The sequence below is a fragment of the Parahaliea mediterranea genome (genome assembly GCF_017255185.1).
Lineage (GTDB): Bacteria > Pseudomonadota > Gammaproteobacteria > Pseudomonadales > Halieaceae > JAFKCZ01.
The window spans coordinates 66,241-85,129 of record NZ_JAFKCZ010000007.1; the positions used below are offsets into that span (position 1 = coordinate 66,241).

20 protein-coding genes and 1 other RNA gene are annotated in these 18,889 nt (G+C 68.1%); 7 read left to right on the forward strand and 14 right to left on the reverse strand.

Annotated features, from left to right (window positions below; genetic code table 11):
- Positions 1 to 75: 75 nt before the first annotated feature.
- Genes JYP50_RS10605 through lgt form a run of 3 tightly spaced genes read right to left on the reverse strand, consistent with a single transcriptional unit; the run spans position 76 to position 2,233 of the window.
- Positions 76 to 591, reverse strand: a complete 516-nt coding sequence (locus JYP50_RS10605) for a dihydrofolate reductase (protein WP_206560495.1) — start codon at positions 589 to 591, stop codon at positions 76 to 78.
- Entirely contained in the window at positions 588 to 1,421 is an 834-nt protein-coding gene (locus tag JYP50_RS10610) for a thymidylate synthase (protein ID WP_206560496.1), read from the reverse strand. Before JYP50_RS10610 ends, JYP50_RS10605 begins: the two co-directional genes overlap by 4 nt.
- A complete protein-coding gene (lgt, locus tag JYP50_RS10615; protein ID WP_206560497.1) occupies positions 1,418 to 2,233 on the reverse strand; it encodes a prolipoprotein diacylglyceryl transferase in 816 nt (271 codons plus the stop codon). The genes JYP50_RS10610 and lgt overlap by 4 nt, the downstream gene beginning before the upstream one ends.
- A gap of 149 nt (positions 2,234 to 2,382) precedes the next feature.
- On the opposite strand from lgt, the gene JYP50_RS10620 reads away from it, so the two are divergent.
- Positions 2,383 to 3,153: an NRDE family protein gene (locus JYP50_RS10620; RefSeq protein ID WP_206560498.1), complete on the forward strand. Its 771-nt coding sequence runs from the start codon at positions 2,383 to 2,385 to the stop codon at positions 3,151 to 3,153.
- 11 nt (positions 3,154 to 3,164) lie between these two features.
- On the opposite strand, the gene ptsP is transcribed toward JYP50_RS10620, so the two are convergent.
- Together ptsP and JYP50_RS10630 are read right to left on the reverse strand one after the other, a co-directional pair.
- Positions 3,165 to 5,438 carry a phosphoenolpyruvate--protein phosphotransferase gene (gene ptsP / locus JYP50_RS10625; protein WP_206560732.1) on the reverse strand — a complete coding sequence of 758 codons (2,274 nt, stop codon included), beginning with the start codon at positions 5,436 to 5,438 and terminating at the stop codon, positions 3,165 to 3,167.
- A gap of 21 nt (positions 5,439 to 5,459) precedes the next feature.
- Positions 5,460 to 5,960, reverse strand: a complete 501-nt coding sequence (locus tag JYP50_RS10630; protein WP_206560499.1) for an RNA pyrophosphohydrolase — start codon at positions 5,958 to 5,960, stop codon at positions 5,460 to 5,462.
- A 279-nt stretch (positions 5,961 to 6,239) separates the two neighbouring features.
- On the opposite strand from JYP50_RS10630, the gene JYP50_RS10635 reads away from it, so the two are divergent.
- Positions 6,240 to 6,896 carry an HAD-IB family hydrolase gene (locus tag JYP50_RS10635; RefSeq protein ID WP_206560500.1) on the forward strand — a complete coding sequence of 219 codons (657 nt, stop codon included), beginning with the start codon at positions 6,240 to 6,242 and terminating at the stop codon, positions 6,894 to 6,896.
- 261 nt (positions 6,897 to 7,157) lie between these two features.
- Here the strand turns inward: JYP50_RS10635 and JYP50_RS10640 are convergent, their stop codons facing one another.
- From JYP50_RS10640 to JYP50_RS10665, 6 genes are all read right to left on the reverse strand, one after another.
- Entirely contained in the window at positions 7,158 to 8,348 is a 1,191-nt protein-coding gene (locus JYP50_RS10640) for a class I SAM-dependent rRNA methyltransferase (protein WP_206560501.1), read from the reverse strand.
- Positions 8,349 to 8,385: 37 nt separating this feature from the next.
- The gene (gene gcvH, locus JYP50_RS10645; protein ID WP_206560502.1) at positions 8,386 to 8,778 is read right to left on the reverse strand and encodes a glycine cleavage system protein GcvH; all 393 of its coding nucleotides are present in this window, start codon (positions 8,776 to 8,778) and stop codon (positions 8,386 to 8,388) included.
- A gap of 118 nt (positions 8,779 to 8,896) precedes the next feature.
- Entirely contained in the window at positions 8,897 to 10,114 is a 1,218-nt protein-coding gene (locus JYP50_RS10650; RefSeq protein ID WP_347136765.1) for a UbiH/UbiF/VisC/COQ6 family ubiquinone biosynthesis hydroxylase, read from the reverse strand.
- Positions 10,107 to 11,348, reverse strand: coding sequence for a 2-octaprenyl-6-methoxyphenyl hydroxylase (ubiH, locus tag JYP50_RS10655; protein WP_206560503.1), 1,242 nt, complete (start codon positions 11,346 to 11,348; stop codon positions 10,107 to 10,109). Before ubiH ends, JYP50_RS10650 begins: the two co-directional genes overlap by 8 nt.
- A gap of 18 nt (positions 11,349 to 11,366) precedes the next feature.
- Positions 11,367 to 12,680: a Xaa-Pro aminopeptidase gene (pepP, locus tag JYP50_RS10660; protein ID WP_206560504.1), complete on the reverse strand. Its 1,314-nt coding sequence runs from the start codon at positions 12,678 to 12,680 to the stop codon at positions 11,367 to 11,369.
- Positions 12,681 to 12,682: 2 nt separating this feature from the next.
- A complete protein-coding gene (locus JYP50_RS10665) occupies positions 12,683 to 13,315 on the reverse strand; it encodes a UPF0149 family protein (protein ID WP_206560505.1) in 633 nt (210 codons plus the stop codon).
- A 125-nt stretch (positions 13,316 to 13,440) separates the two neighbouring features.
- Here JYP50_RS10665 and JYP50_RS10670 point away from each other — a divergent pair, with 125 nt between their 5' ends.
- From JYP50_RS10670 to JYP50_RS10685, 4 genes are all read left to right on the forward strand, one after another.
- A complete protein-coding gene (locus JYP50_RS10670; RefSeq protein WP_206560506.1) occupies positions 13,441 to 13,641 on the forward strand; it encodes a TIGR02449 family protein in 201 nt (66 codons plus the stop codon).
- 4 nt (positions 13,642 to 13,645) lie between these two features.
- A complete protein-coding gene (locus tag JYP50_RS10675) occupies positions 13,646 to 13,963 on the forward strand; it encodes a cell division protein ZapA (RefSeq protein WP_206560507.1) in 318 nt (105 codons plus the stop codon).
- 51 nt (positions 13,964 to 14,014) lie between these two features.
- Positions 14,015 to 14,195: non-coding RNA, 6S RNA (gene ssrS / locus JYP50_RS10680), on the forward strand.
- Positions 14,196 to 14,205: 10 nt separating this feature from the next.
- Positions 14,206 to 14,784, forward strand: a complete 579-nt coding sequence (locus tag JYP50_RS10685; RefSeq protein WP_206560508.1) for a 5-formyltetrahydrofolate cyclo-ligase — start codon at positions 14,206 to 14,208, stop codon at positions 14,782 to 14,784.
- Positions 14,785 to 14,800: 16 nt separating this feature from the next.
- Here JYP50_RS10685 and JYP50_RS10690 read toward each other — a convergent pair whose 3' ends face one another.
- The gene (locus JYP50_RS10690; protein ID WP_206560509.1) at positions 14,801 to 14,947 is read right to left on the reverse strand and encodes a hypothetical protein; all 147 of its coding nucleotides are present in this window, start codon (positions 14,945 to 14,947) and stop codon (positions 14,801 to 14,803) included.
- Between the two features lie 270 nt (positions 14,948 to 15,217).
- Entirely contained in the window at positions 15,218 to 16,759 is a 1,542-nt protein-coding gene (ilvA, locus tag JYP50_RS10695) for a threonine ammonia-lyase, biosynthetic (RefSeq protein WP_347136766.1), read from the reverse strand.
- A gap of 143 nt (positions 16,760 to 16,902) precedes the next feature.
- Between ilvA and rpiA the strand changes: the two genes are divergently transcribed.
- Positions 16,903 to 17,577, forward strand: coding sequence for a ribose-5-phosphate isomerase RpiA (gene rpiA / locus JYP50_RS10700; protein WP_206560511.1), 675 nt, complete (start codon positions 16,903 to 16,905; stop codon positions 17,575 to 17,577).
- A 68-nt stretch (positions 17,578 to 17,645) separates the two neighbouring features.
- Here rpiA and JYP50_RS10705 read toward each other — a convergent pair whose 3' ends face one another.
- Complete coding sequence (locus JYP50_RS10705) at positions 17,646 to 18,749, reverse strand: hypothetical protein (RefSeq protein ID WP_206560512.1); 1,104 nt, start codon at positions 18,747 to 18,749, stop codon at positions 17,646 to 17,648.
- Between the last annotated feature and the right edge of the window lie 140 nt (positions 18,750 to 18,889).

The following is an 18,889-nucleotide window of genomic DNA, read 5'->3' on the forward strand; positions in this document are numbered from 1 at the left end:
TACGTTACACATTTGCCGGGAATGGTCAATCAAGGTAACAAAATAATCGGCAACCGCCAGTGAAACTAATAACTACTAGTCCGTGTGGCGCCGGTATGTAACAAAACTGTAACCGTATGGATTTTGTCCACTCGCGGCGTGAAATTCCCGGGACACTTCCCGCCACGCCCGCCAGTCCACCGCCGGCAGCCAGGCATCTCCCGCCACTTCCGCGTGCACTTCGGTAACATAGAGATGGTCGGCCCGGGGGATCGCCGCGGCATAGATCTCGGCGCCGCCGATCACCATCAGCTCTTCCACGCCGTCGATCAGCGCCTGGTCGGCCGCCAGGGCCAGGGCGGCGTCGAGATCCGGCACCACGTCGACACCCGGCGCGCGGTAGTGGGCGTTGCGCGAGATCACGATATTGCGGCGCCCCGGGAGCGGGCGACCGATCGACTCAAAGGTCTTGCGCCCCATGACAATGGGCTTGCCCAGGGTCATGCGCTTGAAATATTTGAGGTCCTCCGGCAGGTGCCAGGGCAGCGCGTTGTCGCGGCCCACCACGCCGTTTTCCGCCGCCGCGACGATCACCCCGAGCTTCACCGTCATACCGCCACCGGAGCCGGGATGTGGGGGTGCGGGTCGTAACCGTGCACCGCGAAATCCTCGAAACGGTAATCGTAGATGCTGTCCGGGCGGCGCAGGATCTCCAGCCGCGGCAGGCCGCGGGGAACGCGACCCAGCTGCTCGCGCACCTGCTCCAGGTGGTTGGTGTAGATATGGGAGTCGCCGGTGGTGATGATGATCTCCCCCGGCTCCAGGTCGCACTGCTGGGCCAGCATGGTGGTGAGCAGGGCGAGGCTGGCGGTGTTGTAGGGCAGCCCGAGGAATGAGTCCGAGGAGCGGATCAGCAGCTGCGCCGACAGGCGCCCGGCGGCCACGTAGAACTGGTACAGCAGGTGGCAGGGCGGCAGCGCCATGCGGCCCGCGCGCACGTTGTCCTGGGGGCTCATCGCCTCGTCGGGCAGGTACTCCACGTTCCAGCCGTGAAACAGGATGCGGCGGCTGTCCGGGTTGTTGCGCAGGCAGTCCACCACGTAGTCGATCTGGTTGATCGCGCCGCCGTCCCGGGTCGGCCAGGCCGTCCACTGGGCGCCGTAAATCGGGCCCAGTTCACCGTCCTCGGTGGCCCATTCGTCCCAGATACTGACGCCGTTTTCCTTGAGCCAGCGGATATTGGTATCGCCCCGCAGGAACCACAGCAGTTCATTGGCGATACTCTTGAAATGCAGCTTCTTGGTGGTCAGCAGGGGAAAGCCGTCCGCCAGGTCGTGGCGAAACTGGCGCGCGAACACCGACCAGGTGCCGGTGCCGGTGCGATCCTCCTTGCGCTGGCCGCTGTCGAGTATGTCCTGCAAGAGGTCCAGGTACTGCTTCATGTGCTGGCGTCCTTCACGTGCTTGGCGCCGCCGGCGCGGCGGTGGGCGTCCCACATCAGGTAGATGCCGAGGGCGATCATCGGCAGGCAGAGTATCTGTCCGCGGGTCATCCAGCCGAAGGCCTGGAACCCGAGGTGGGCGTCCGGTTCGCGGAAAAATTCGGCGACGAAGCGCAGGCAACCGTAGCCGAGTGAAAACAGGCCGGCCACCGCCCAGGTGGGCCGCGGCCGCGAGGAATACCAATACAGCAGCGCGAACAGCACCACGCCCTCCAGGGCGAACTGGTACAGCTGGGAGGGGTGGCGCGCCAACTGCAGCGGATCCCGCGGGAACACCATCGCCCAGGGCACGTCCGCCGCGCGGCCCCACAGCTCCTGGCCGATGAAATTACCCAGCCGGCCCAGCCCCAGGCCCACCGGCACCAGCGGCGCGACAAAGTCCATCAGCGCCCCGAAACGGATGCGGTGGCGTCGCGCATACAGGAACATGGCCAGCAGGACCCCGAGGAAACCGCCGTGGAAGGACATGCCGCCCTGCCACACGCGCAGCAGCCAGGAGGGGTCGCTGGCCAGGTGCTCGCCGCCGTAGAAGATGGCGTAGCCGATGCGCCCGCCCAGGACCACGCCGAGGGCGCCGTAGAAAATCAGGTCGTCCACCTGCTCCCGGGAAACCGGGCTGTCGGGGCGCGCGCTGCGGCGCACCGCCAGCCACCAGGCAAAGGCGAGGCCCGCCAGATAGGCCAGGCCGTACCAGTGTACCTTGGCGGGGCCGATGGAAAAGGCGACGGGGTCTATCTCTGGATAGCTCAGCATAGTTCTCGCGGATTGGCCTGGGTGATGTCGGGTGGCGGACGATCGGCGGCCGCCCGGCGGACTCGGCGGCTATTATCAGCCAGCAAGACGGGATTCACAAACGCGGCGGGCGGTGTCAGCATGGCGGCAACCACCGACACCGATTGACTATGTGCCTGATTATCCTCGTCCATCGCGCGCACCGTGACTACCCCCTGCTACTGGCCGCCAACCGCGACGAATTCCACGCCCGCCCCACCGCCGGCGCGGCGTTCTGGGACGCCCACCCGGACCTGCTCGCCGGCCGCGACCTGACGGCGGGCGGCACCTGGATGGGCGTTACCCGCCAGGGCCGGTTTGCCGCGGTCACCAACTTCCGCGATCCGGCGCGCACCGCCCCGGCCCCGCGCTCGCGGGGGGAACTGCCCCTGGCCTGGCTGACCGGCGACGCGCGCGACCCGGCGGCCTGCCTGCGCGAGATCGCGGCACGCGGCGGACAGTACGCCGGTTTCAACCTGCTGCTGGGGGACGGCGAGGCGCTGTGGTACTACAGCAACGCCGGGGCCGGCGACCCGGTACGGCTGGAGCCTGGAATTTACGGCCTGAGCAACGCCAGCCTGAACACCCCCTGGCCCAAGGTCACCCTGGGCAAGTCGCGCATGGCGGCGCTGCTGGGATCGCCGGTGGATCACGCCGGGCTATTGAGCACCATCACCGACCGCCGGCCGGCCCGGCCCGAGACGCTGCACCCCCTGGGCCTGGACGCGGATATGGACCAGCTGCTGTCGGCCCAGTTTATCCTCACCGAACGCTACGGCACGCGCTCCAGCACCACCCTGATCCGGGACGCAAGCGGCGGCCTGGGCTGGCGGGAACGACGCTACGACGCCACTGGCGAGCAGAGCGCGGTCATGGAGGAACAGTTCGAGGTGACTCGCTGAGCGGCCGGAGCCTATTGCTCCAGCGGTGCGTGCAGGAATTTTTCCAGGCCCCGCTCGGCCATCAGGCGCTCGAGGCGCAGCACCACCTGGCCGGCGTCCTCCATCAGCATCACTTCGTCGAGCACCTCGCGGGTCTCGACCAGGGTGACGTTGCGCACCGCCTTCTTCACCTTGTGCAGGCTGGTGGCGTTCATCGACAGCATGTTGTAACCCATGCCCAGCAGTAACACCGCCCCCAGGGGGTCCCCGGCCAGCTCGCCGCAGATGCCCACCGACTTGCCCTCGCTGTGCCCGGCCCGGGCCACCGCGTACAGCGCCTGCAACACCGCCGGGTGGAAGGAGTGGTAGAGGTCCGCGACCCGGGAATTGTTGCGATCCACCGCCAGCAGGTACTGCGTCAGGTCGTTGCTGCCCACCGACAGGAAATCGACCCGCCGCGCCAGCGCGCGGGCCTGGTACACCGCCGAGGGCACCTCCACCATCACCCCGATGGGGGGCAATTCGCCATCCAGGCCCTCCTGGCGGATTTCGTCGTGGCTGCGCTGGATCAGCGACAGCGCCTCCTCCAGCTCGGAGATATTGCTGACCATGGGCAGCATGATGCGCAGGTTGCCCAGGCCCGCGTTGGCCTTGAGCATGGCCCGCACCTGGGCCAGGAAAATCTCCGGGTGGTCCAGGGTGACGCGGATACCGCGCCAGCCCAGGAAGGGATTGTCCTCCTCGATGGGAAAATAGGGCAGGGCCTTGTCGCCGCCGATATCCAGGGTGCGCATGGTGACCGGCTTGGGGGCGAAGGCCTGCAGCTGCTCGCGGTAGATCTGGCGCTGCTCCTCCTCGCTGGGAAAGCGATCGCGCAGCAGGAAGGGCACCTCGGTGCGGTACAGGCCCACGCCCTCCGCGCCCTGCTCCAGGGACCGCACCACATCCACCATCAGGCCGGTATTCACCCACAGCGGCAGGCGGTGGCCATCCAGGGTCTGGCAGGGCTTGTCGCGCTGGGATTCCAGGTCGCGGCTGAGGGCGATATCCTCGTCGAGCATGGCCTGGAAACGCTGGCGCACCTCGGGAGGCGGATTGAGGTGCACGCTGCCGTGGTAGCCGTCGACGATCAGTTCCCGGTCCTGCAGCCGGGTGAAGGGCAGATCGACCGCCCCCATCACCGTGGGCACGCCCATGGCGCGGGCGAGGATCGCCACGTGGGAGTTCCCCGAGCCGCGCACCGAGATCAGGCCAACCAGTTTCTCCCGCGGCACCTCCCCCAGGGCCGAGGCGCTGAGCTCCTCGCCCACCAGGATGCAGCGCTCCGGGTAGTCCTGCTGGCACTCCTTGTCGCGGGCCTGCAGGTAGGCCAGGACCCGGGTGCCCAAATCCCTCACATCCACCGCCCGCTCGCGCAGGTAGCTGTGCTCCATGCGCTCGAAGTGGCGGATGTGCTGGATCATCACCTGGCTCAGGGCGCCCTGGGCCCAGTGGCCGGCCTTGATCAGCGCCGCCACCTCGCCGCCGATGGCCGAATCGTCGAGGATGCCGAGGTAGACGTCGAACAGGGCGTGGTCCTCGGCGCTCATCTGCCCGCGCAGGTTTTCCGACACCGCGCGGATATCCGCCTGCACCGCCGTCAGCGCCTCGCGGAAGGCGCGCATCTCGGCGCGGCGATTGCTGACCATGCGCCGCGGCACGGCGTAGAGATCGGCGCCGGGAGACACCACCACCGCGGTGCCAATGGCGATACCCGGGGCGCCGGGAATGCCGTTGATCCGGGTGGGCGCCGCCGGCGCGCCCAGCAACTCCTCCGCCACCGCGCCGGTGACCTGGGCGTGGGCGATCACCCCCGCCAGCTGGGCCGACATGGTGACCAGGAAGGCCTCCTCGCTCTCGTCGAAGCGGCGGCGCTCGGCCTGCTGGACCACCAGCACCCCCATCACCTCGCGCTGGTGGATGATGGGCACCCCGAGAAAGGCGTGGTAGTGCTCCTCGCCGATCCCCTGGAGGAACTGGAAGCTGGGGTGGGTCTCGGCGCTCTCGAGGTTGAGCGGCTCCTCCCGCGCGGCCACCAGCCCCACCAGGCCCTCGCCGGGAGCCAGGCTGGCGAGACCCACCTGGTCCTTGTTCAGGCCCTCGGTGGCGCGGAAGATGAAACGGTTGCTCGACGGGTCGCGCATGTACACGCTGCACACCTGGGTGCCCATGGCGTCGCGCACGCGCCCGACGATGATGTCCAGGGCCTGGCTCAGGCTCTCGGCGGCGTTGACCTCCTGGACGATGTGGCGCAGGGTCTCCAGCATCATCGCGAGCAGCCCCCCACCTTACAAGCCCGCCGGTAGCTGAACCCGCCGCCCCATCACCTGGGCCATCTCCTTCAGCGCCCGGCGATAGACCTCGCGCTTGAAGGAAACCACCTGGTCCAGGGGGTACCAGTAGCTCACCCACTGCCAGTGGTCGAACTCGGGCTTGTCGTTGAGATCCAGGCGCACCGCCTCGTCCGCGGCCAGCATGCGCAGCAGGAACCAGCGCTGCTTCTGGCCGATGCACACCGGCTTGTGGCCGCGGCGGATGAAGCGCTTGGGCAAGCGGTAGCGCAGCCAGCCCCGGGTGGCGCCGAGGATTTGCACCGCCTCGGGATCCAGGCCCACTTCCTCGCGCAACTCCCGGTACAGGGCCTCTTCCGCGGATTCGCCGGGGTTGATTCCGCCCTGGGGAAACTGCCAGGCGTCCCGGCCACCGACCCGGCGGGCCCACAACAGCCTGCCCTCGCCATCGGCGAGCATGATGCCCACATTGGGCCGGAAGCCGTCAGAATCTATCACCGGTTGCGCCACGTCATATTTTATTAGGGCCGGACATTGTTCCACACTTTGGCGGGCTGTTGAATAACGGCCTGCCATCGGCGCCAGCGGGCCAATGGCGAGACCGGGCGCGCGGGCGGCCGTTTTCCCGCGCCCGCGCGGCCGATGGCGGGCCCTGAATGCGGCCCGCGAAGGCCCCCGGGAAGCCTCCGCGACGGCGCGCGCCGGGCGGGCGCGAAATTTACAGCCGCGCTCCCCCGGGCTATCCTTCCCGGCCGTTTTTTTGCGACAGGGCATCCCGTGACACTGGCCATTTTCGACCTCGACAACACCCTTATCGCCGGCGACAGCGACCACCTCTGGGGCTGCTATCTGTGCGAGCAGGGGCTGGTGGACAGCGAAAGTTTCGCCGCGCGCAACGAGCAGTTCTACCGCGACTACCAGGCCGGCGAGCTCGACGTGCTGGCCTACCTGCGCTTTGCCCTGGCGCCGCTGGCCGGCCGCCCCGCCGGGGAGCTGGCACGCTGGCACCGCGACTTCATGCGCCAGGTGATCGAACCGATCATGCTGCCCGCGGCGCGCTCGCTGGTGGAGCGCCACCGGGACCAGGGCCACACCCTGCTGATCATCACCGCCACCAACGAGTTCATCACCGCCCCCATCGCCCGGGCCCTGGGTATCGACAACCTGCTGGCCTGCGAGGCCGAGCGAGTGGACGGCGTCTACACCGGGGAGCCCGTCGGCACCCCCTCCTTCGGCGCCGGCAAGGTGGCGCGGCTGGAAACCTGGCGCGCGCAGCGGGGCGAGAGCCTGGCGGGCGCCTGGTTCTACTCCGATTCCCACAACGACCTGCCGCTGCTGGAGCGGGTCGACAACCCGGTGGCGGTGGACCCCGACGAGCGCCTGCGCAGCCGCGCCGAGGCGGCGGGCTGGCCGATTATCTCGCTCAGGGACTGATTGGCCCACGCCCTAGAATAGAAATTACGCTCCGCTGGTAGGCACGGGGCGCGGGAGGCCCCTGCGAACAATCAGGCCACCGCTTTCGTTTTCCATCATCGGAGGGAGCTTTACGGCGAGCAGAGCCTGCCCCTCTTTTCGGGCACTGGCCGAGTCCCAATTTTTGCGCAGCAAAAATGGTCGAGTTGCGCAGCCGCCCGGAGATGATGGAAAACGAGTGGCCGTTCGCAGGGGCCTCCCGCGCTCCGGGCCGGCAATTACCTAGACAGACCGACGGAAAAACGCCGACTTCAGGTACTCCGTCTCCGGGATCGCCGGATGGATGGGGTGGTCCGCCCCCTGGGCGCCCTGCTCGATCAGGCTGACCCGGCACCCGGCGCGTACCGCCGCCGACTGCACCGCCGCCACCAGGTCGGCCCGCGCCAGGTGCATCGAACAGGAGGCCGACACCAGCACGCCGCCCGGCGCCAACAGGCGCAGGCCCAGTTCATTGATACGGCGGTAGGCCTTGATCCCCTTCTTGAGGTCCCGGCGCCGCTGGATAAAGGCCGGCGGGTCGAGAATCACCAGCTCGAACTGGCGGCCCTGCTCGGCCAGGGCGGTCATGGTTTCGGCGGCGTTGCCGCGCAGGGTCGAGACCACCGCCTCCAGGTCGTTGTGCCGCGCGTTCGCCTCGACCCCCTCGAGGGCCGCGGCCGAGCTGTCCAGGCAACACACCTCGCGCGCGCCGAAGGCCGCCGCCTGCACGCCCCAGCCACCGATGTAGCTGTACACATCCAGCACGCTGCGACCGGGAGCGTAGGTGCGCAGGCGCTCGCGCGCCATGCGGTGGTCGTAGAACCAACCGGTTTTCTGGCCGGCGTGCACCGGCGCCAGGAAACGCACGCCGTTTTCGGCCAGGGGCAGCTGCGGCGGCACCTCGCCGTGCACCACCGCCACCCGCTCTTCCAGGTCCTGCTCCCGCCGGCTGCGACTGTCGGCGCGCAACAGGATGCCCGCGGGCCGCAGCAGGGCCACCAGGGCCGCGACGATGGCGCCCTCGTAGCGCTCGATGCCGGCGTTGTTGAGCTGTACCACCAGGTAGTCGCCGAAGCGGTCCACCACCAGCCCCGGCAACAGATCGCTGTCGCCGTACACCAGGCGGTAATGGGGCTCGGCAAAGGCGAGTTCGCGCCCGGCCAGGGCGTCCGCGAGGGCCGCCGGCAGGGCGTCCTCCAGCGCGCACTGCCGCCCCGGCGCGTAGAGCCGGGCGCAGATCAGGCTGTGGGGGTCCATATAGGCGCTGCCCAGCACCTCTCCGCCGGCGGCGCGCACCGTCACCGGATCGCCCGCCTGGAAGGCCGACAGGGGGGTACGCGCGGCATCCACCTCGTTGGAGTAAACCCAGAGATGGCCGGCGCGCAACCGACGCTCGCCGCCGCGGCGCAGGAATAGATCGCTTGGGAGTGTCATGGCTTGATCAGGGCGCCGGCGACGGCGCCCCGCGAACTCAGTCCTCGTCGGCGCAGTGCTGCTCGTAGTCGCTGGCGCCGAGCAACTTGTCCAGCTCGCCGGCATCTTCCGGTTGCAGCTTGTAGAACCAGCCGTCGTTGTAGGGGTCGGCGTTAACCACCTCGGGCTCGTCCTCGAGGCGCGCGTTGACGGCGACCACCGTGCCGGCGACCGGCGCATAGATGTCAGAGGCGGCCTTGACCGATTCGACCACGCCGGCCTCGTCGCCCGCCGCCAGGGTATCGCCCTCCTGGGGCAGCTCCACGAAGACCACGTCGCCCAGCGCCTCCTGGGCGTGATCGGTAATGCCCACGGTGACCGTGCCGTCCTCTTCAAGGCGCGCCCACTCGTGGCTGCTGGCGTACTTCAATTCACTGGGGATCTGGCTCATGGGGGCTCCTTGAACATGGGCTGGGGAGGCCGGTGCGGTGCCCGGCGCGATTGTCGGCGCCATTCTAACCGCGGGACCGGCAAATCCAAAGCTGTCGCGCCACCTTGTCCCTGCCGGGCTAGGGCTCCAGCCCCATGGCCCTGCGCATAATGCCCTGCTTCAGCGCGCCGGCGCGGCCGACACGGGTCATCCCGGCGTTGCGCAGCCAGCGCAGCGCCGGGGCTTCCTGCTCGAACAGGTACTTGAACGTATCCATGGCGCCCATCATCAGCAGGTTTTCGCCCTTGCGGCGGCGCTGGTAGCGCCTGAGCACCGGCAACCGGCCGGGATCGGTCCCGCGCCGGTGCGCCGCCAGCACCTCCTGCGCGAGCACCGCCACGTCCTTGAACCCCAGATTGATGCCCTGGCCGGCCAGCGGGTGAATGGTATGGGCGGCATCGCCCACCAGTGCCACCCGCGGCTGCACGTAATCCACTGCGTGCCGCTGGCGCAGGGGAAAGGCCACCCGCCGGGAGCTGGCGAGCACACCGCCCAGGCGGTGCTCGAACGCCTCCCCCAGCGCGACGCAAAAAGCCGCGTCGTCCAGGGCCAGAACCTCCTCCGCCCGGGCGTCTTGCAGGGACCAGACGATGGAGCAAAAATGCCTGTCGCCCTCCCCGGGCAAGGGCAGGAAGGCCAGCGGCCCGGAGGGCATGAAACGCTGCCACGCGGTGGCCTCGTGCGGCCGCTCGATGGCCACCGTGGCCACCAGCGCGCGGTGGCCGTAATCCCACTCCCGGGTCGCGAAGCCCATCAGCTCGCGCACACTGGACAGGGCGCCGTCGGCGGCGACCAGCAGGCGCGCCTCGACCGGCGGCCCCTCTTCCATTTCCAGGGTCACCGCCGCCTCGTCCCGGGCGATGGCGCGCAGGCGCCGCGGCGCCAGCACCGAGATATCCGCGGCCGCGCCGATCCGACCCAGCAGCGCGCCAACCACCGCGCGGTTCTCCACGATATGCCCGAGCTCGGGGCAGTCCACCTCCGCGGCGTCGAAGGCGATGCGCCCGGTGCCATCGGCGTCCCACACCCGCATGTGCCGATAAGCGCAACTGCGGTAGCCGGCGATGGCGGGCCAGGCGCCGAGGTCTCGCAGCAGGGCGACCGACTGCCGGTTGAGGGCGCTCACCCGACTGTCGAAACTGTCGACTTCGCGCTCCGCCGGCAGCGCCGGCGGCGTCACCGGGCGGGCCTCGACCAGCGCCACCGACAGGCCGGCACCCGACAGCGCAACGGCCAGCGCGCTTCCGGCCATCCCCGCGCCGACAATGGCGACATCAAATCGCGAATACTCAGGCACGGTAATCTCCCACTTCACCCAGCGCCGCCACCCCGGCCGCGTGGCGCACGAATTCACGCTTCAGCGGCGACGCCACATCCAGGCCCGACAGCGCGAGGTCCCGGGCCAGGCCCAGCAGCGGGTCGCGGCGCATGAACAGTTCCGGCAGGCGGTCGCTGGCGCCGATGGTGCGCCGCTGGTCCTGCCGCTGCGCGCGGTGGTAGCGCTGCAGCACGGCCAGGTCGCCGTAGCCGGCGGACCCGGCGTCGGCCAGGGTCGCGACGAGCCGCGCCACGTCCCGCAGCGCCAGGTTGAAGCCCTGTCCCGCCACCGGATGCAGGGTGTGGGCGGCGTTGCCCATCACCACCACACCCCGGCGCAACTGCTCGCACGACTCCCGCAAGACCAGCGGGTAACAGTGCCGTTCGCCGGTTTGCAAAAAACGCCCCAGGCGGTAGCCAAAGCCCGCCTGCAGGGCCTCGAGAAACTCCTCCTGCGCGCACCCGGCCAGCGCCGCCGCCCGCTCCGGGGGCAGCGTCCAGACCAGGGCGCTGCGGCATTCACCGGGCCGGCTGGGCAGCAGCGGCAACAGCGCCAGCGGACCGCTGGCGGTGAAGCGCTCGTAGGCGCGACCGTCGTGGGGCCGGGCGAAGCTGACATTGGCGATCAGCGCGCTCTGGCCGTAGACCTTTTCCCGCACCGTCACCCCGAGGGAGTCGCGCAGGGTCGACCCGGCGCCGTCGGCCACCACCAGCAGCCCGGCGCGCCAGTGCGGGTCGGCGGCGCCCTCCACTTCCAGCTCGGCCCCCGCGGCGGCCGGGACAACCCCGGTGACCCGGGCGGGACTGAGCACTTCCACCCGCCCCTGTCGGCGCAGCGCCCCCAGCAGGGCCTTGCCCAGCCAGGGATTTTCCACCACATAACCCAGGGCCGGCCAGTCGTAGTCCGCGGCCCGCATCAAGGTGCTGCCGAAATGGCCGCGGTGGGACACGTGGATGCTGTCGATGGGACAGGCCCACTGCTCGAGAGCCCGCCACACCCCCATCCGCCGGTAGATGTCACGCGAGCTGAAACTCAGGGCGGTGGAGCGGGCGTCGAAGGAGGGGTGGTACTGCGGCTCGGCGTCCGACGCCGGCAGGGCGAAACCCTCCACCAGGGTAATACGCGCCGCCGCCGGCAGGCTCGCCGCCAGCTGCAGCGCCAGGCTGACACCGACCATGCCGCCGCCCGCTATGACAATATCCCGCTCCTGCATGTCGCCCCCTGTGCGTCCTCAGGCCCCCATCAGGGCCTCGATCTCGTCCACCTCGCGCGGCACGTCGCCGGTGAGCAGCTCGCAGCCGTCCGCGGTCACCGCCACGTTGTCCTCGATGCGAATGCCAATGCCGCGCCAGCGCGGGTCCACCCGCCGGTTGTCCGGGGCCACGTAAATACCCGGCTCCACGGTCATTACCATACCCGGCTCCAGCAGGCGCCACTCCTCGCCCACCCGGTAGTCACCCACGTCGTGCACATCCAGCCCCAGCCAGTGGCCGGCGCGGTGCATGTAAAAATCGCGGTAGGCGCCCTTTTTGATCAGGGTATCGACCCTGCCCTTCAGCAGGCCCAGCGCCACCAGGCCCTCGGTAATCACCCGCACGGTGGCATCGTGGGGCTGGTCCCAGTGGTTGCCCGGGCGGATCGCGTCGATGGCCGCGCGCTGGGCCTCCAGCACGACCTCGTAGAGGGCCCGCTGCTGGCGGTTGAATTTGCCGCCCACGGGAAAGGTGCGGGTCACGTCCGCGGCATAGCCCTCCAGCTCGCAACCGGCGTCGATCAGCACCAGGTCGCCCCGGCGCAGCTTCGCGCTGTTGTCGATATAGTGCAGGACGCAGCCATTGTCGCCACCGCCGACGATGCAGGGGTAGGCCGGGTGGCGGGCACCGGCCATGGCGAACTCGTGCAGGATGTCCGCCTCGAGCTGGTATTCGTAGAGCCCGGGCCGGCAATTGCGCATCGCCCGGCAGTGGGCGCGGGCGGTGATCTGCGCCGCCCGACGCATCACGCGCAGCTCACCGGCACTCTTGATCAGGCGCAGGTCGTGGAGCAGGTGATCCAGGTCGGTGAGTTCCCCCGGCGGCACCGCGCCGGACGCCTCCATGGCGCGTATGCGATTGACCCAGGCCATGACCTGGCGATCGAACTCGGCGCTGCGCCCCATGGAATAGTAAAGCCGTTCGCGGCCCTCGATCAGGCCCGGGAGGATCTCGTCGATGTCGCCGATGGGAAAGGCGTCGTCGGCCCCCAGTTGCTCGCAGACCCCCTCGGGCCCCAGGCGGCGCCCGTGCCACAGCTCCCCCTGGGCGTCGCGCTCGCGGCAGAACATCACGAATTCACCGTGCTCCCGCCCCGGGACCAGCACCATCACCGACATCGGCTCGACAAAACCCGAAAGGTAGTAAAAGTCGGAGTCCTGGCGGAAGGGATACTCGGTGTCGCGGCTGCGCACCAACTCCCGCGCGGAGGGGATGATGGCGATACTGTCGGGCTCCATCAGCGCCATCAGGCGCGCCCGGCGCCGGGCGAATTCCTGCCTGCCTATCGTCATGGTCAGTGCAGCGGCGGCTCGCCGGGAGCATCGTCCGCGCGCCCCTGGCTGTCCATGAACACGTTCAGCACGGCAAAGCGCAGGTACTCCACGAGCTCGGCGTAGTGGCCCTCGGACTCGTCCTCGGAGACTTCCGCGTCCTCGTCGGCGCCGGCCTGGGCCATCATGGCGATGTCCCGCAGGATCTCGGCGCTGTCGCCGGGCAGGCTGCGGTCGCCGCGCCCGGCCACCGCGGTGGCCCGGGCGAACCCGGCCATGAAGCCGCGGCACCAGAAGCCCAGGGCCATGATGCGCACATCCAGCTCGGTATCGTCGTCCGGCAACAGCGGGTGGAAATCGAACTCCTCGTCCTGCAGCGCGGCCTGGGTGACGCTGTACAACTGCAACATCAGCTCCGCCAGTTCGCCGTGGAGGTCCAGCTCCAGGGTCTGGTTGAGGCCGGCGAGACCGGCGGCAGGTTCGCCCACCGCGCCGGCCGACAGCAGGCCGCTCAGGCAGCCGTGCAATTCCGAGGGCGAAGTCTGCTCGCCCTGCTCCACCAGGTGGCCGGCGATCTCGTCAAAATCGAATACCGTGCCCGCGCCGGGCATATCGTCAAACATGGGGCTGAGTTCCACTGCGCTGGCCCGCGCCATCGGCAAGTTCCAGCAATAGCTGGAAAACCACGGGCAGGCTATTGAATAGCTTACGTTTTGTCTCGTTGACCTCACCGGGGCGCACGCCTATAGTGAGGGCACCAGACGGACGCTAGTATAACGCCATGGCCGACAACCCGCTCAAGGCACTGGAGAGTAAAATCGACCAGTTGATTACCCTGTGCCAGGAACTCAACCACGAGAACCAGACTCTGAAAGCGGATGCCGCCCGCTGGCAGCGGGAGCGACAGGACCTGATCGACAAAAACGAACTTGCCCGCGGCAAGGTCGAGGCCATGCTCAACCGCCTGCGGGCCATGGAGTGATACCGTGAGCCACCCCAATACCGTGACCGTGAGAATCCTGGACAAGGACTACCAGGTGGCCTGCCCCGAGGAACAGCAGGCCGAGCTGATCGTGTCCGCCAAATACCTCGACAAGCAAATGCGCGCCATCCGCGACACCGGCAAGGTCATCGGTGTCGAACGCATCGCGGTCATGGCCGCGCTCAATATCAGCTACGAGCTGCTGAAGGCCTCGGAGCAGGGCGGCGGTGACCTGGCGGACGCGGCGCCGGAAGACGTGCGCCAGCTCAACCAGAAGATCGATGACGCCCTTTACCACCTGCGCCAGCTGGAAATTGGCTGAATCGAAACGCGCGACGCAGAACTTCTCGGCGCACTGCGTTATAATGGCCGCGGATCCCTGGTGTACTCGCCAGGCAGACAGTCCTCGAGCCGATAAGTGTACGACCGGGGGTTGCCAGCAACTGCTGTTGTGCAGGTCCGGTACAAACCGGAAAGCCTGATGCGGTACGGCAGCCACCACCTTGAACCATCGGGTTCAAGGGCAGCCCTGCCAGCGGTATACCGGGAATCCAACCTCCTTTCATGACCTCTCCAGACCAGCTGAAGACACAACTGCGCCGGGAACTGCGCGAACGGCGTCGCGCCCTCGACCCCGCGCGGCAGCAAGGCGCCGCCCGCGCCGCCGCCCTGGCACTGCCCGCGCTCCCGGACTGGGACCGCATCGCGCGTATCGCCCTGTACCTGCCCGCCGACGGCGAAGTGGATACCCGCGACATCGCCCACCTGTGCCGCGCAACGGGGCGCACCCTCTATTTACCGCGGGTGGGCGCGCGCGGGGAACTGCACTTCGCGCTGTGGCGCGAGGGCGTGCCGCTGCACAGCAATCGCTACGGCATACCCGAGCCACCGCCATCGGCGCCGCGCGGCGACACCGCGACCCTGGACCTGGTATTACTGCCCCTGGTGGGCTGGGATCGGCGGGGCAACCGCCTGGGCATGGGAGGGGGTTACTACGACCGGGCGCTGGCGGGGCCGCGCCCGGGTCTGCTGGTGGGACTGGCGCACGGGGTGCAGGAAGTCGAGCGCCTGCCGGCGCAAGCCTGGGACGTGCGCCTCGACTATGTACTAACGGAACAGGGCCTGCACCGCTGCGGCGATTAATCCAGGTGGCGCGGGCCTAGTCCTGGACGATCACACCCGCTTGCAGCTCGGATGCCGGTGCCGCCACCGTGTCGTTGGCCGCCATGGGCATCACCAGGGTCACCAATACACCCACGCCAAAGGCCGCCATCAGGATCAGCAGAAAATCCGGTTTACGTTTCACGCTCGCTAACTCTCGCAATTAGTCAAATGCCCCAGCTCTCTCCGGAACCCTGGGCCTGTTTTCGTTGTGCCTGTGACCTGCCATTTGTTATCTGTGACCCCCGTCACAGCGAAGGCCGGCCTCATTGGCAATATTTCACAAACTGCAGCGAGTCTAGCCTAGCGATGACCAAAATAAAACCCCGGAGCCCGCATGAAACCTGGCTTTCCGGGGTTTTTTCCGACTTTTCCCGAGAAAGCCCCGGAAATTTGACCGCAATGGTGAATTCCGCTATTTGCCGGCGCGCCCGAGGTAGAGGCGGTAGGCGACGTTGTCGGTCTCCTCCCAGTAGCGATAGCCCACCCGGTCCAGCACCTCGCGGAACTGGCCGCGCTCGCCGCGGGGCACCTGCACGCCCACCAGGATACGGCCGTAGGCCGCGCCGTGATTGCGGTAGTGGAACATGGAGATGTTCCACTTCTGGCCCAGCCCCGAGAGGAATTTCAGCAGCGCCCCGGGGCGCTCGGGAAATTCCACCCGGAACACGGTCTCGTCGCCGACCTCCGCCGGGGCCCGGCCACCCACCATGTAGCGGATATGCAACTTGGCCATCTCGTTGTCGGTGAGATCCTCGCACTCGTAGCCGGAATCCCTCAGCTCCGCCAGCAATTCCGGGAAGTCGCCACCCGGGGTGATGCTCAGCCCCACGAACACCAGCGCCCGCTCCGGGTCGGTGTAGCGGTAATTGAACTCGGTGATATTGCGCCTGCCGAGCGCGCCGCAGAAGGCCCGGAAGCTGCCCGGGCGCTCGGGAATGGTGACGCTGATCACCGCCTCGCGCTGCTCGCCGATCTCGGTGCGCTCGGAAATATAGCGCAGGCGGTCGAAGTTGGTGTTGGCGCCGCTGACGATGGCCAGCAACTGCCGACCGCTCAGCCCCTCGCGCTCCACGTACTTCTTCATGCCCGCCAGGGCCAGGGCCCCGGCGGGCTCGGCGATGCCGCGGGTATCCTCGAAAATGTCCTTGATGGCGGCGCACATCTCGTCGGTGCTGGCGGTGATCACTTCGTCCACCGTGTCGCGGATCACCCGGAAGGGCTCCTTGCCGATCTGGGCCACGGCGCAACCCTCGGCGAACAGACCCACTTCCGGCAGCTTGTCCCGGCGCCCGCGCTCGAGGGCCAGCTTGAGGCAGGCCGCGTCCTCGGGCTCCACGCCGATAATGCGGGTGTCGGGCCAGACATAGCGGATATAGGCCGCCACCCCGGCCAGCAACCCGCCGCCGCCCACCGGCACGAACACCGCGTCCAGCGGCGCCTGGTGCTGGCGCACGATCTCCATGCCCACGGTGCCCTGCCCGGCGATCACGTCGGGATCGTCGAAGGGGTGGACATAGACCATGCCCTGCTTGTCCACCAGTTCCTGGGCGCGGGCCGCGGCCTCCTCGAAAGCGTCGCCGTGCAGCACCACCTTCGCCCCCCAACCGCGCACGGCGTCCACCTTGATGGTCGGCGTGGTGCGCGGCATCACGATCGTGGCCTTCACCTTCATGCGCTGGGCGGCCATGGCGAGGCCCTGGGCGTGGTTGCCCGCGGAAGCCGCCACCACGCCGCGCTGGCGCTCGGCATCGCTGAGGCGCTGCATCTTGTTGTAGGCGCCGCGCAGCTTGAAGGAAAATACCGGCTGCAAGTCCTCGCGCTTGAGCCACACGGTGTTACCCAGCCTGGCCGACATCAGCGCGGCCTCCTGCACCGGGGTTTCCCGCGCCACGTCGTAGACGCGGGCATCGAGAATGCGTTTGATATAGGTCTGCGGCATGGCGTTGTCGGGCACTGTCAGTGGACGGAACCGGGCATGTTAATGGAGCTTCGCCGCATTTTCAGCCCCGCGACCATTCTCAGCGGTAATTTTGCTGAATCACCCGCGCCCCTTTCCTATAATGACGGCCCAGCCGACCACACCCGCGGGAACAAGCCATGACCCAGGACGAACTGAAACAGGCGGTGGCGCAAGCCGCCCTGGCCTACATCGAAACGAAACTGGAGGACGACACGGTGCTGGGCATCGGCACCGGCTCCACCGCCAATCTGTTCATCGACGCCCTCGCTCCGCACAAGGGACGTATCGAGGCCACGGTGGCCAGCTCGGAGGCCTCCGCCGAGCGCCTGCGATCCCACGGCATTCCGGTGTTCGATCTCAACGCGGTGGACCGGGTGGACTTCTACATTGACGGCGCCGACGAGGCCAACCGCGCCCTGCAGCTGATCAAGGGCGGCGGCGCGGCCCTCACCCGGGAAAAAATCGTGGCCGCGGTCGCCAGGGAATTCATCTGTATCGCCGACGACAGCAAACTGGTGCACACCCTGGGCGCCTTTCCGCTGCCGGTGGAAGTGATTCCGATGGCCCGCAGCCACGTGGCCCGGGAACTGGTCAAGCTGGGGGGCGACCCGGTCTACCGCGAAGGTGTGGTGACCGACAACGGCAACATCATTCTCGACGTGCACAACTTCGCCATCGCCCAACCCCTGGGCACCGAGGAAAAAATCAATAACATCACCGGGGTGGTGACCAATGGCATCTTCGCGCTGCGCCCGGCGGACGTGTTGCTGCTGGGCACGGCCTCCGGCGTGAAAACCCTGTACGCGGAATAACGACACCGCGCCGCTGGCGGCGCGGTGTTTGAGCCATCTCCTCTAACTTTAGGAGAGCCGCGAACCGGCTAGCGGATGTGGCGGGTCAGGAAGGACACCAGGCCCTCTCCCGAGGGGTCTTCGAGGGCGAAGGCCGGCTCCTCCACGTAGGCCACGCTCTCCAGGCCCACCGCCATCGCCCGCTCGTGCACCGCCAGCGCGTGCAGGCCGTGGTGCAGAAACAAATTGAGCAAATCGTCGGGGCTCACGGCGTAGTTGTGCACGTAGATCGGCGCGTCCCCCGCGTCCATTAGCTCCAGCATGTCCACGTCGGCCCGATAGGCGCGGTTTTCCTCGCTGTCCAGGTCCGCCACGGCCGGCACCCCGAGGAAGGTCAACAGGAAGTTGGAGGCGCCGATGGCCTCGCTGACGGTCACGATATCCGTGCCGCCCAATACCGCCGCGAAGGGCTCGATCACCGGCGCCAGGACCCGCTCCCAGTCGACGAGGTCGTAGGTGGACTGGGTGGCCAGGGCGCCCACCGCGCGAACCCGGGTGGACTCGCGCAGCACCGGATCGTCGCTGCTAGGGTCCGCCAGGTCGTCGTGGGTACCGAGCCACAGGCTGGTGCCCGCGCCCGCGGAACCGCCGTAGAGGGCGACGTTGTCCGGGTCTAGATTGAGGCTCTCGAAGTGGTAGCGCATGAACTGCAGCGCCCGGGCGCTGTCCAGCATCGAGACCCGCACTCCGCCCTGGGCCGCGGCCGCGGCGATGTCACCGTCGTCATCCGGCACCTCCAGCAGGCTGTAGTTGATGGCGGCATAAGCCACGCAGGCCTGCAGGAACTCGCGGATATGATCGCCGAAGCGCTCGTGCGCGCTGCTCTTGTCGCCGCCGGTGAAACCGCCGCCGTGGATATAGATCACCAGCGGAGTCCGGTCGTCGCAATCGCTGGGGAGATAGATATCGAAGACATTGCGCTCACCCTCGCCGTAGGCCACGTTCGCCACATAGTCGGCATTGGCCCCCTCCAGCGCGATGGGGGGCTCGGAGTAGGTCAGCTCCAGGGCGGGCCGCGGCGGCTCCTGGGGTTCCGGCGGAGTGGCCGGGTCGTTGCGGCTGTCTCCGCTGTCGCTGCACGCAAACAGCGCGCCGCAGGCCAGTGCCAGGGCGAATCGGGGAAGGGGGATCACGGTCTTTCCTTGTTGCCATGTTGTCGGCGCGTACATTAAACCCTGCGGCGTTGCATGGCCAGCGCCGGGGTAATCCGTGGTCATTTCTGCGACGCCCGCTTTTTTGCTATTCTTTCTGCCCTTTCGCTGACGACTATCGC

Coding starts and splice junctions, on each gene's coding strand:
- JYP50_RS10605 (WP_206560495.1), bottom strand. CDS start 591: ATGACGGTGAAGCTCGGGGTGATCGTCGCGGCGGCGGAAAACGGCGTG.
- JYP50_RS10610 (WP_206560496.1), bottom strand. CDS start 1,421: ATGAAGCAGTACCTGGACCTCTTGCAGGACATACTCGACAGCGGCCAG.
- lgt (WP_206560497.1), bottom strand. CDS start 2,233: ATGCTGAGCTATCCAGAGATAGACCCCGTCGCCTTTTCCATCGGCCCC.
- JYP50_RS10620 (WP_206560498.1), top strand. CDS start 2,383: ATGTGCCTGATTATCCTCGTCCATCGCGCGCACCGTGACTACCCCCTG.
- ptsP (WP_206560732.1), bottom strand. CDS start 5,438: ATGCTGGAGACCCTGCGCCACATCGTCCAGGAGGTCAACGCCGCCGAG.
- JYP50_RS10640 (WP_206560501.1), bottom strand. CDS start 8,348: ATGACACTCCCAAGCGATCTATTCCTGCGCCGCGGCGGCGAGCGTCGG.
- gcvH (WP_206560502.1), bottom strand. CDS start 8,778: ATGAGCCAGATCCCCAGTGAATTGAAGTACGCCAGCAGCCACGAGTGG.
- ubiH (WP_206560503.1), bottom strand. CDS start 11,348: ATGCAGGAGCGGGATATTGTCATAGCGGGCGGCGGCATGGTCGGTGTC.
- pepP (WP_206560504.1), bottom strand. CDS start 12,680: ATGACGATAGGCAGGCAGGAATTCGCCCGGCGCCGGGCGCGCCTGATG.
- JYP50_RS10665 (WP_206560505.1), bottom strand. CDS start 13,315: ATGGCGCGGGCCAGCGCAGTGGAACTCAGCCCCATGTTTGACGATATG.
- JYP50_RS10670 (WP_206560506.1), top strand. CDS start 13,441: ATGGCCGACAACCCGCTCAAGGCACTGGAGAGTAAAATCGACCAGTTG.
- JYP50_RS10685 (WP_206560508.1), top strand. CDS start 14,206: ATGACCTCTCCAGACCAGCTGAAGACACAACTGCGCCGGGAACTGCGC.
- rpiA (WP_206560511.1), top strand. CDS start 16,903: ATGACCCAGGACGAACTGAAACAGGCGGTGGCGCAAGCCGCCCTGGCC.